The following is an 11,045-nucleotide window of genomic DNA, read 5'->3' on the forward strand; positions in this document are numbered from 1 at the left end:
GCGACTATCTGAGTAAGACCTAGGGGACCGACCACATGGCCGACGCCGATCTGGATGCGATCATCCGGCAGCTTGCAAAGCAGCAGCACAAGACTCTCACCGCCGCCGTGAAGAAGCAGCGGGATCGTTACGCTGCGCTTGCCGCGAAGGCGAAGGACGCGCAGGGCAAGCAACTCAACAAGCAGCTTGCCAGGGATGTGCTGGAGATCGGCACCGCCACCGTGAAGCGGCTGCAGATGTCCGCCGACAACGCGGCCTACAGTCACGCCCGCGCGATGCGCCAGGCCACCGACGCGGCCAAGGAGGCTGCGAAGAAGATTGCGGCGGCCGCGAAAGCCGGCAAGCCGAAGGCGCCAAAGAAGGCTACGAAGAAAACGCCGGCGAAATCCTGAGCCGAAAGGAAGTCCAGCGCGCGGAAAGTCTTGCAATCACCGAAGCTGATGCGCTGCAGTCGGGGTCATCCGCTCGTCATGCGCGGCCCTGTGCCCCGTTTCGTCATTGTGAGCGAAGCGAAGCAATCCATTCTTGAAAAGTCAGGAAAGAGCTGGATTGCTTCGTCGCTTCGCTCCTCGCAATGACGACCTTAACCAGCGAAGCCGGCGCAACGTCGACACATCGGGACTCATCACAAATCCCGCCGCCGACGTTGTCCGTCGCCACGTTTTTTAGCCCAGCTTTCAATTCGTGCCGCGTCATCGCGGCGTTCTCCGAGAAAACTCGGTGCGCCGGAGCAGGACGTCTTGCAGCGATCATGCTGTCTCTGATCAAGGACAGCGTCCCATCGTCCCGTCGGGTGCGGACAACATACTAGCACCGGACATTCATCTGTCCATGCGGAACAGCGCTTGCGCGCTCACCTCACCGGCAGGTGTTGCCTTTTGATTTTCTCTTACACCGGCAACGACATGCTGCGCTGAAGCAACGGCGTTCCCCCGCTGCGCTGAAAATTATTGTGCGAGCACGCGCGCAAGATCAATCAGGCTGGTGGAAATCGGCTTGGTGCGTCCGGCGATTTCCGCCAGCGGCGTGCGCGTGATCTCGCCGCGCTGCTCGCCGACCAGAACGCCGGAAACGCCTTCCGCCAGCGAGGTCAGCGCCGCCACGCCAAGCCGCGTCGCCAGCAGCCGGTCGAACGCGGTGGGCGGCGCGCCGCGCACCACATGGCCCAGCACGGTGGCGCGCAGTTCGAATCCGCCCATGCCGCCGTTGCCGGCGAAGTATTCGAGGATGCGCGCGGCGTTCTCTTTCACGCCTTCGGCCAGCACCACGATGGCGTGGGTCTTGCCGCGCTCATAGGCCGCGCGCAACCGCTTGGCGATCTCCGCCGCCGAGACCTCGAACTCCGGCGTCGAGATGACTTCGGCGCCGCCGGCGAGGCCCGCCATCATGGCGAGGTAGCCGCAGTTGCGGCCCATGGTCTCGACCAGAAACGCGCGGGTGTGCGACGAACCCGTGGTGCGCAGATTGTCGATGGCCCCGACCGTCACGTTGATCGCGGTGTCGCAGCCGATGGTAACGTCGGTGCCGTACAGGTCGTTGTCGATGGTCGAGGCCACGCCGACCACGGGAAATCCGAGCGCGTGCAGCGCTGCCGAACCGGTCTGCGAGCCGTTGCCGCCGATCACCACCAGCGCGTCGATGCCGCGCGTCGACAGATTGCGCAGCGCCCTCGAGCGCCCGCCCTCCTCGCGGAATTCCTTCGAGCGCGCGCTGCCCAGAAACGTGCCTCCGATCTGGATGATGCCGCCGACATCGCGCGCGTTGAGCCGGGTCATGCGATCGTCGATCAGGCCCTGCCAGCCTTCGCGCACGCCATAGACCGCGATATCGCGATTGAGCGCGCTGCGCGTGACCGCGCGGATCGCCGCATTCATGCCGGGAGCGTCGCCGCCGCTGGTCAGGATCGCAATTGCTTTCATGAGGAGAACTTTAGGATGTGATTTGCTTGCCGTCCATGTGGCCCCGGGCGGGCCGCGCACGTCCCCGATCAGATCGGATGGGGATAATGCACCTTGCGCGAAACCGTTCCTCGCGGTCCTATAGCGAATGTAACAATCACACAGGTTTATGACAGGCCCCGCGAATGACCCGCATGACATCTTTCTCAGGTGCGCTGCTGATCATCGCTCTTGCCATGACCGGCGCAGAAGCTGCGAAGAAGCCCGCCAAACCGGCCGAGCCGATGGCGCAGGATACCTCGCTCAACAATCTGAAGGATGCGCCCCAAGCGCCGTCGCTGACCTGTGAAGGCCCGTTCGCGAAGGACACCACGCACGACAAGCTGGTGGCCGCATTCGGCGCGAAGAATGTCGCCTTCAAGGACGTGGAGGTCACCAGCAACGTGCTGACCAAGGCCACCGTGCTGTTCGACGCCGATCCGACGCGGCGGCTGGTGGTATTCTGGAAGGACGAAAAAACACGGACCAAACCTCTGGCAGCCTCCATCGAAGCACCGTCGACATGGACCGGCCCCGGCGGCGTGCGCAACGGCCTGACGCTGCGCGAACTCGAAAAGCTCAACGGTGGCGGCTTCAGTCTCACCGGGTTCGGCGGCATCGGCGGCGGCGAGGCATCGAAGCTCGGCGGCCCCTTCGTGAATCTGCCGGGCGGCTGCACGCTGAAAATCCGTTTCGAGCCGGGCATTGCCAGTCCGCTGCCGTCACGCTTCGCATCGGTAACGGGTGATGTGCTGATCGCCTCGACCAACCTGATCCTGCGCCGCGTGCGTCCGCAGGTGGTCCAATGGAGCATCCATTACCACTGATGCCAGTGGTCCGATTCTGACATTCGCATCCCGTTTCAGCAGGCACCCCTGCGAATGTTAGAATCAAAGGACCACTGGCAAATCCTGATTTCTAGTGGAGTTCTTGATTTGACATTCGCTTTGAGGACTCGCTGCCCGCAGGTCGCGAATGTCAAATCCACTCCACTAGCGCAGACAATGATCGCTAGATTGGAGAGATTCCGTTAAACTTCATGGCGCGTGCTGCTTGATCCCGATGGGGTTCCCGCTTACGGAACCGCACGGTTTGGGGAGGCAATGCAATGAACAATCAAAAATCCGAAGCCTGCGTCCGGACATTCATTGACTCCTATTACGTTGGCGAGGTCGCGCGCATGGAAAGTTGCTGCGCCGATACCTTCACCTCCCTGACCCACGCGCCCGTCGAGATTTTCCCCCATCTCGGCTTCCATCAGGGCCGGGACTGGATCGCGCAGGCGATCCGGATTCAGAAAGAGCGCTATGCCGAACGGCGCTACACAATCGAATTCGTCATCGCCGACGAGGTGCAGGCCGCGACACTGACCCAGGCCGCGCTCACCAAGCGCGGCGATCGGCGCGTGATCACGCTTCACGTCGGAGAATTCTTCACGCTGCGCGATGGCCTCATCACCGAGCATCGCTCGATGTTCGACTCGTTCGATCTGATCCAGCAGTTGCTGGGGCGCGATCTCACCGACGAGTTCGCCGTCCGCATGAAGGATGTGATGCGGTAGCCGCGGGCGGATCATCGCGCCGCGGCGACCCCGAGTTCGCGCACAAGGCCGAACCACAGCGCCGTCAGTTCGCGCGCGGCGGGGTCCCGATTGGGCTTGAGACGGACGGCGGTATGTACCAGCACCAGCTTTGACGCAGGATCGACGAAGATTGCCTGCCCGTTGGTGCCGAGCATCGCGAACATGCGCCGCTTCGCCGGCATAATCCAGGTCTGATAGCCGTAGCCATAGAACGGTGTCGCCACGCGCGGCGCGCGGAACGATCCTTCCGGCGCGGTGGTCGCCTCGATCACCCACGCTTCCGGAATAACGCCGCCGCCATCGCGCGCGAGTAGAAGCCCGAAGCGCGCATAGTCGCGCAGCCGCGCGGCGAGACAGCAATAGGCCTGCTCCTGATTGTGACCGTCGACGGTCCAGCTCGCCTCGTCCTCCGCGCCCATCGGCTTCCAGATTTTCTCCGACAGATAATCGGCGAGCCGTTTGCCGGTCGCCGCTGTCAGAACGAGGCCGAGGGTTTCGGTCTGGGTGCCGGCATAGGCGAATTTCGTTTCCGGCGGGGCATCGCGGTTGCTGTAACGGCGAAGCAGATTGGCAGCATTCGGCAGGTCGGAGCGGCGCAGGTCACGGCTGAAGGCGAAGGCATCGTCCGTGCCGTCATATCGCTCCGAGAACGCGATGCCCGCGCTCATGGTCAGCAGCGCGCGCAGCGAGGTCTGGCCATAGGCGCTGCCTTTCATTTCCGGCACATAATCCTGCGCCAGATCCTCGACAGAGCGGATCTTGCCCTCCTTGATCGCGATGCCGACCAGCATCGCCACCATGGTTTTCACCATCGAGTTGGACAGCAGGCGGTCGGTGTCGCGCCGTCCATACTGATAGCGCTCGAACAGGATGGTCGAGTCCCGCACGATCAAAAGGCCGGTCGCGGGATGCCGCGCCAGATACTGATCAATCGTGCGGCGCTCCCCGTCGAAGTCATACCGCCAGCCGCCGCTGTCGCACGCGCGCGCCAGTGGCGATGGCTCCGCAGGCGGCAGAACCGCATGCGCCGGCAGCAGTTTGTCGAAGTTGCTGAATGTCGCGACCATGTACTCCTGCTTCGCCCGGTCCGCGATGGTGCCGAGCGGATAGTTGCGGCCGGCGCCATAGGCCTCCGCATCCGGTCCCGATTGCGAGAATGACGGGCCGCAGGGACTGACGGAAGCTGCGCCGGATACCTCCGCTTTTGCAGCCGTCCCGGTTATCAGGACGCAGATGGCCGCCGCCATGCGCAGCCGGCACAAGGCTGAAAGGAAGGTCATCGGCGTTTCCCAAACATTTTTTATGAAAGCAGCAAGGTCAGTTCAATTCACGCCGAGGATGGCGCGGGACGGTACGGCGCACAAGCGCTCCCCGGATGAACCGGTTGACCCCGCCGCCCGACCAACCTTTGCCCGGACAGGTTTCCGGATCACGAGGGACATAATGAAGACAGTTCTTATCGCCGCTCTGGGGACCATTGCGGGTCTCATTCTCGGAGCAGCGCTCGGCATTCTGGCCGGCGTCGCCTGGACCAGCATTTTCAGGACCACCGATTTCGAGGGTTACAGCGCGATGCTGGTGTTCTTCACCTTTGCGCCGATCGGCGCGGTGCTGGGCGGTTTGACCGGCGCGATCTGGGCGGCCTATGCCGCGTCCCGCAAGCGCCTGCGGATGGAAAGCGAATCCTAACAACCGGTTAAGCGCTGCCGCAGCTTTGTGCGAACGCACGTCCTGATTGAACATTGGGCGGTAATCCCGCTTTTCTCGCATTTGTGCATTGCAGTATTGCGGCTTGTCATCCGGGCGGAACTTGCTATCTGGCATACAAATAATTGGAATTTCAGCTTTTTGGCCGGACGTCATCGACGACGTTACGTAGGCCATTCGCTGTTGCTACCAGGCGACATTTCAGGACCTCAAAATGACAGAGCACAGCCTCTGGCGTTTTTCTCGCGCGTTTCATCGCGCCTTGAACGAGCGCCAGACCGATCACCTCGAATCGATTCTGGACGACAACATCGACTGGGCGATCTACGGCCCGATCGACATGTTCGCCTTCCTCGGGCCGCGCCAGGGCAAGCGCGCGGTGGTCGACGTCGTTCGCGAAATCTCCGACATCGTCAATCTCCACCGGTTTGAGCGGGAGTCGGTGATGCTGGGTGAAAACTCCGCCGCATCGCTGATGCGCTACTCGCTGACCCCGACCGCATCGGGCCAGCCGATCAGCATCCGGATCGCCATCTTCGCGACCTTCAATGCCGGCCGCCTGACCAGCCTGCGTGCCGTGATCGACACGTTCGACCTCGTCGAACAGGCGCTGGGCCGCCAGATTCATCTGCCCAAGATTGCCTGACAATTACCTAACGACTGCCTGACCGCCATCGTGACATGGCGATGACGAAAAAGCCCTGCCTGCGCAGGGCTTTTTCGTTGGCGTGAGCGGCCCGAAGCCCGCAGTCACAATTGCGACAAACAGAATTGAGACAAGATCGCGGCGGACGGTGTTGCAGCGCAAGCGCGCCCTGCCCGTCCGACACGTCGCTGACTCCGTGACCTCCGATCAGCCCTGAATGACCTGGAATGCCATGCTCCCGCGAATGCTTCATCCCTCGCCTCAACGCTGGATGTCGATCACGCTGGCAGTCCTGTGCGGCCTCTCCATCGCAACAAGCCGTCTCGCGCACGCTGAAGACGATGAGCCCGTGGCAGGCGAAACGACGCCGGCTGACGTCGCCGTGCCTCCCGACTCCGAGATCGACTGGAGCATCCTTAACGGCGACCCGCGCTCGATCTACGAAACCGAATCGCCAGCAGCGATCGACCGCAAGGTCCGCGCCGCGCTCGACGATCCGTGGTCATGGAGCCGCAACGACAGGCCGGATGGATCGTCCGCCGTCGCGATCAAGCAGCCTGTCAGTCCGTTCCTCAACACCCAGGTCGGCGCCGATATCACCGTGGCGGGCCGGACGCCCACGGTCGCGTCCGAGGTGCTGCTGCGGAAAATCGACAATGACGTCACGCAATCGTCAGGCAGCGCATGGGCGGCGATTACCGCGCCCGGCGTCGCATCGGTGTGGGACAAGACAGCCGTCGAGGCGCGCACCGATCCCGGACAGGAGCAGAGCCGCCTCGCGACCCTGCTCACCAAGTCCGTTCCGTTCGGCGGCGACAGATATTCCCTGACGCTGCAGCAGGGATACAATGTCACGCAGCAAACGCTGGTGCCGTTGTTCGGCCTCGGCGCATCGCAGCGGATTTACGAAAGCGAGCAGACCGCGAAACTCGGCATCGTCGAAACCGGCACCACCTTCATCGCCGGCCAGACCCATTCGTCAGCCGATGACAAGTGGCTGCGCCGCGTCGCGGCCGAGCAGAAATTCTTCGGCGGCCTGCTTGTCACAGGTTCGGTCAGCGAAACGCCGAGCGGCTTCGCCAACAGCAGCCTCAGCGCCGGCTTCAAGGCGCGCTGGTAAGTTCCGCTTAACCTTCCGGCTACCATGCCGCGCATTCCCGCTTTGTCCACGGTATGAATCTGTCTTCGCCGTACCGCCGCCGCGTTTCGGTCACGATCGACTGGACTGATATACCGGTCAATACATCGTGCGGGGGACATCCGCGCTCGCTCAACCTGCGAAACAAGGAACAGCCGATGAACGCTCTTCAGGCCGAAAAGTCCGAAATCACCGATGAGGACAAGAACCTCGCCGCCGTGACCGAAGTGGAAGCCGGCATTCGCGACTTCGTCCGCAAGGACGTCGCCTATCTGCGCCGCACGCCCGCAGCCCCGGCCGCCGACGCTTCAAACGACACGTCAGCGGACGCCGCGGTGAGCAGCGTCAACACCCTGATCCATCGTGTCGCCGGCGCGTCACTCAGCGAGATCGAAAACCTGATCACCGAACTCGAAGGCCTGCGCACGCTGATGCACAATGAAGGCCAGCGCATCCAGCGCGAGCTGGCCGGCTACGCGCAGCTCGGCCAGACGGCGATGAAATCGACGCGGATGATTGCCGACAACCTCGCGCAGTGGAAGCGAACCGCGCCCGAGCCGCGCCAGGACTGAATCATTCCGGACTTACTGCGCGCCTGATCCTGCAGGATTTGCGCGCAGGCTCTCCCTGAGACTTGCTGCCGCCCTCTCTGTGACACGAGCGGGCGGCGCTTTTTCATCCGAAGCTGCTTGAGAGCTAGACGGGCGGCTTGCGCGGCAGGAAGGCTTTCCCCTCGAACGAAAACACCAGTTCGCCGCGCTGATTGCTGGCGGTATTCAAAAATCCAACCAGCCCCCATTGCGGGCGGGATTCGAGGACACGCAGCGAGGAGATTTCTGACAAGTAAGTCAGCGTATCGCCGGCCAGCACCGGCTTGATCCATTTCAGATTGTCGAATCCCGGAGACGGCCCCGACAGAACAGGCTTCTCGCCGCGCGCCAGAGCCGCTTCGGCATCGCGCTTGAAGTGCGCGACGGTGAGCTTCATGAAAATCGCGGAGACATGCCAGCCCGACGCGGCGAGACCGCCGAACACGGATTTGCGTCCCGCTTCCTCGTCGAGGTGAAACGGCTGCGGATCGAACTTGGCGGCAAACTTCTTGATGTCGTCCGCGAGAAACGTGAACGAGCCGAGTTCGCGGCGATCGCCGATCTTGACGTCTTCAAAGTATGGCATCGGAATTCCTTAACTCGCGCCGGCCGCGGCGCGCCGCAGCACCATCAGCGGCAGCGTACCCAACAGCAGGGTCTGCCCCGATGCATTGCGCATGTCATTCTTGATCCGCACGAAGCCGACGTCCGAGCGGCTTTTCGACTGGCGGGTGTCCAGCACCTCGACCGAAACCGTCAGGTCGTCGCCGGGGCGCAAGGGCGACACCCAGCGCACTTCCTCCACACCCGGAGAACCGGCGGACGCGATGTTGTGGATGAAACCATCCCAGCAGATGCGCATCAGCAGCGAGCACATGTGCCAGCCTGAGCCGGACAGGCCCTTGAGCAGCGAGCGCTGTGCCGCCTCCTCGTCCAGATGCATCGGCTGCGGATCGAATTCGGTGGCGAATTCCAGAATATCTTCGCGGGAGACATGGTGCGGTCCGAATGTGCCGAAATGTCCCGGTTTGAAATCTTCAAATGTCAGTTTCATCGTTTCAATCGCGTTGTGGATTGGCGCAGTTTGGCCGTTATTTGCAGACACCTCAAGTAAGGTGTTTGCCGGTCGCCTTCCGTCCGTTTCGGCAATATGCGACAACGGACATCCGTTCGCCTGCCGCCATCCCTCCTCCCGGCTCATCTGGAGACAAACCATGTTTCAGTTTCAGGATCTCTTCCAGTGGGACAGGTTCATCACGCCTGCGATCATCAAGGCGTTCTACTGGCTGGCCATCGCGCTGGTGATCCTGTTCGGCATCTCCGGCATCTTCTCCGCGCTGACAATGATGGCGATCAGCCCGTTCGGCGGCTTCATCCTGCTGCTCGCCGCGCTCGCCGGCATCGTGGTCGGGATCATCATGGCGCGCATCAGCGCCGAGCTGATCCTGATTGTATTCCGGATCAACGAGAATCTCGGCGCCATCCGCGACCAGGGCCGCGACCGGCAGATGTAAATGAAATGATTGCACCTCTCCCAGCAAGAGCGGGGCGAGGGAGCAGAAAGATCAGTTGTTGAACCGGAAGTGCATCACGTCGCCGTCGGCGACGATGTATTCCTTGCCTTCCAGCCGCAGCTTTCCGGCATCCCGCGCACCGGCTTCGCCGTTGAGTGCCACGTAGTCCTCATAGGCAATCGTTTCGGCGCGGATGAAGCCCTTCTCGAAATCGGTGTGGATCACGCCCGCCGCCGCGGGCGCCTTGGTGCCCTTGGTGATGGTCCAGGCGCGCGCTTCCTTCGGCCCGACGGTGAAATAGGTGATGAGATGCAGCAACTCGTAACCGGCGCGGATCAGGCGATCGAGGCCCGCTTCTTCCAGCCCGAGCGTATCGAGAAAGTCGACGCGCTCCTCGCGTGACAGGGTCGCGATCTCGGATTCGATCTTGGCGGAGATCACCACTGCGACCGCGCCTTCCTTTTTGGCGTGATCGAACACCGCCTGCGAGAAGCTGTTGCCGGTGGCGGCCGAACCTTCCTCGACATTGCAGACATAGAGAACGGGCTTCGATGTCAGAAGCCCGAGCATGCGGAAATTACGTTCTTCTTCCGGCTTGCGCTCCATGCCGCGGGTCGGCTTGCCGTCGCGCAGCAGCTTCAGCGCGCGCTCGACCAGATCGAGCTGTTCCTTGGAATCCTTGTCGCCGCCCTTGGCCTTCTTGCTCAGGTTATCGACGCGCTTCTCGAGGCTGTCTAGATCGGCCAGCATCAGTTCGGTCTCGATGGTCTCGATATCGGCCAGCGGCGCGATCTTGCCTTCGACATGGGTGATGTCGGAATCCTCAAAGCAGCGCACCACATGCGCCACCGCATCGACCTCGCGGATGTTGGCAAGGAACTGGTTGCCGAGGCCTTCGCCCTTCGATGCGCCGCGCACCAGACCCGCGATGTCCACGAAGGTCAGTTGCGTCGGGATGATCTGGGCGGACTTCGCGATCGCCGACAGCTTGTCGAGGCGCGGATCGGGCACCGCCACCGCGCCGACATTCGGCTCGATGGTGCAGAACGGATAATTCGCCGCCTGCGCGGCAGCCGTTTCCGTCAGCGCATTGAACAGAGTGGACTTGCCGACATTAGGCAATCCGACGATGCCGCATTTGAAACCCATTTGATCCTCAACTTCTCATTTTCTCGTCATTGCGAGGAGTGAAGCGACGAAGCAATCCACCTCTTTCGCTATGGATTGCTTCGCTTCGCCCGCAATGACGTGTAGCGACGCTCGACTATTTCGCGGGCTTTGGCCCGCTCTCGTCGCCGTCCTTCCCAAACCCCTTTGCATCCATTGCCAGATGCACCTTGTTCGCGAACGAAGCGTCCTGACCGGTCACGATAAACGCCGCGTTGTCGGCCACCGCTTCGCACAGCGCCTTGACCCACGGCATTTCGCTTTTGGCAAAATCTGACAGGACATGGTGATGCACCAGATCCTTGACGCCGGGATGTCCGACGCCCAGCCGCACGCGACGATAGTCGTTGCCGACATGCGCGGATATCGAACGCAGGCCGTTATGTCCCGCGATGCCGCCGCCGATCTTGACCCGCAGCTTCGCGGGCGGCAGTTCGATCTCGTCGTGAAACACCGTGATGTCGCCGACGCCCATCTTGAAGAACTTCGTGGCCTCGCCGACCGCGTTGCCTGACTCGTTCATATATGTCGTGGGCTTGAGCAGAATGACGCGCCCGTTGCCGATGTGGCCTTCGGAGGTCTCCCCCTGAAAACGACGGCGCCATGGTGCGAAACCATGACGCCGTGCGATTTCGTCGACAGCCAGGAACCCGATATTGTGCCGGTTGCCCTGATACTTCGCGCCGGGATTTCCCAGTCCGACGAACAGGCGCATGGCTCGGGCCGCAGCTCCTTACTTCTTCTTGTCGCCGCCGGCAGGCGCC

At 62.2% G+C, this 11,045-nt stretch carries 15 protein-coding genes; 8 read left to right on the forward strand and 7 right to left on the reverse strand.

The features are described from left to right. Window positions 1-35: 35 nt before the first annotated feature. A complete protein-coding gene (locus tag HMPREF9696_RS11535) occupies window positions 36-392 on the forward strand; it encodes a hypothetical protein (RefSeq protein ID WP_002713186.1) in 357 nt (118 codons plus the stop codon). Between the two features lie 103 nt (window positions 393-495). On the opposite strand, the gene HMPREF9696_RS21675 is transcribed toward HMPREF9696_RS11535, so the two are convergent. Together HMPREF9696_RS21675 and HMPREF9696_RS11540 are read right to left on the reverse strand one after the other, a co-directional pair. After that, window positions 496-753: a hypothetical protein gene (locus tag HMPREF9696_RS21675; protein WP_157133439.1), complete on the reverse strand. Its 258-nt coding sequence runs from the start codon at window positions 751-753 to the stop codon at window positions 496-498. Between the two features lie 194 nt (window positions 754-947). After that, entirely contained in the window at window positions 948-1,919 is a 972-nt protein-coding gene (locus HMPREF9696_RS11540; RefSeq protein ID WP_002713188.1) for an ATP-dependent 6-phosphofructokinase, read from the reverse strand. Between the two features lie 173 nt (window positions 1,920-2,092). Here HMPREF9696_RS11540 and HMPREF9696_RS11545 point away from each other — a divergent pair, with 173 nt between their 5' ends. Both HMPREF9696_RS11545 and HMPREF9696_RS11550 read left to right on the forward strand, forming a co-directional pair. Further along, a complete protein-coding gene (locus HMPREF9696_RS11545; protein ID WP_245259224.1) occupies window positions 2,093-2,764 on the forward strand; it encodes a hypothetical protein in 672 nt (223 codons plus the stop codon). 281 nt (window positions 2,765-3,045) lie between these two features. Next, window positions 3,046-3,498 (forward strand): nuclear transport factor 2 family protein, encoded by a 453-nt coding sequence (locus HMPREF9696_RS11550; RefSeq protein WP_002713190.1) that lies wholly within the window; start codon window positions 3,046-3,048, stop codon window positions 3,496-3,498. Window positions 3,499-3,509: 11 nt separating this feature from the next. Here HMPREF9696_RS11550 and HMPREF9696_RS11555 read toward each other — a convergent pair whose 3' ends face one another. Then, window positions 3,510-4,799, reverse strand: coding sequence for a serine hydrolase domain-containing protein (locus HMPREF9696_RS11555; RefSeq protein WP_002713191.1), 1,290 nt, complete (start codon window positions 4,797-4,799; stop codon window positions 3,510-3,512). A gap of 163 nt (window positions 4,800-4,962) precedes the next feature. Between HMPREF9696_RS11555 and HMPREF9696_RS11560 the strand changes: the two genes are divergently transcribed. The 4 genes from HMPREF9696_RS11560 to HMPREF9696_RS11575 all read left to right on the forward strand — a co-directional run bounded on the left by HMPREF9696_RS11560 (window position 4,963) and on the right by HMPREF9696_RS11575 (window position 7,582). Further along, a complete protein-coding gene (locus HMPREF9696_RS11560; RefSeq protein WP_002713192.1) occupies window positions 4,963-5,208 on the forward strand; it encodes a YMGG-like glycine zipper-containing protein in 246 nt (81 codons plus the stop codon). 232 nt (window positions 5,209-5,440) lie between these two features. Continuing rightward, a complete protein-coding gene (locus HMPREF9696_RS11565) occupies window positions 5,441-5,872 on the forward strand; it encodes a nuclear transport factor 2 family protein (protein ID WP_002713193.1) in 432 nt (143 codons plus the stop codon). Between the two features lie 232 nt (window positions 5,873-6,104). Then, window positions 6,105-6,992, forward strand: coding sequence for a hypothetical protein (locus HMPREF9696_RS11570; RefSeq protein WP_002713194.1), 888 nt, complete (start codon window positions 6,105-6,107; stop codon window positions 6,990-6,992). Window positions 6,993-7,168: 176 nt separating this feature from the next. Next, window positions 7,169-7,582: a hypothetical protein gene (locus HMPREF9696_RS11575; protein WP_002713195.1), complete on the forward strand. Its 414-nt coding sequence runs from the start codon at window positions 7,169-7,171 to the stop codon at window positions 7,580-7,582. Between the two features lie 124 nt (window positions 7,583-7,706). Here HMPREF9696_RS11575 and HMPREF9696_RS11580 read toward each other — a convergent pair whose 3' ends face one another. Continuing rightward, window positions 7,707-8,186 (reverse strand): MaoC family dehydratase, encoded by a 480-nt coding sequence (locus tag HMPREF9696_RS11580; protein ID WP_002713196.1) that lies wholly within the window; start codon window positions 8,184-8,186, stop codon window positions 7,707-7,709. A 9-nt stretch (window positions 8,187-8,195) separates the two neighbouring features. Further along, entirely contained in the window at window positions 8,196-8,654 is a 459-nt protein-coding gene (locus HMPREF9696_RS11585) for a MaoC family dehydratase (protein ID WP_002713197.1), read from the reverse strand. Window positions 8,655-8,814: 160 nt separating this feature from the next. Here HMPREF9696_RS11585 and HMPREF9696_RS11590 point away from each other — a divergent pair, with 160 nt between their 5' ends. Further along, a complete protein-coding gene (locus tag HMPREF9696_RS11590; protein ID WP_002713198.1) occupies window positions 8,815-9,114 on the forward strand; it encodes a DUF4282 domain-containing protein in 300 nt (99 codons plus the stop codon). Window positions 9,115-9,165: 51 nt separating this feature from the next. Here the strand turns inward: HMPREF9696_RS11590 and ychF are convergent, their stop codons facing one another. Further along, complete coding sequence (ychF, locus tag HMPREF9696_RS11595; protein WP_002713199.1) at window positions 9,166-10,263, reverse strand: redox-regulated ATPase YchF; 1,098 nt, start codon at window positions 10,261-10,263, stop codon at window positions 9,166-9,168. Between the two features lie 115 nt (window positions 10,264-10,378). Further along, entirely contained in the window at window positions 10,379-10,996 is a 618-nt protein-coding gene (pth, locus tag HMPREF9696_RS11600) for an aminoacyl-tRNA hydrolase (protein WP_002713200.1), read from the reverse strand. Between the last annotated feature and the right edge of the window lie 49 nt (window positions 10,997-11,045).

This window comes from Afipia clevelandensis ATCC 49720 (assembly GCF_000336555.1).
Taxonomy (GTDB): Bacteria; Pseudomonadota; Alphaproteobacteria; order Rhizobiales; family Xanthobacteraceae; genus Afipia; species Afipia clevelandensis.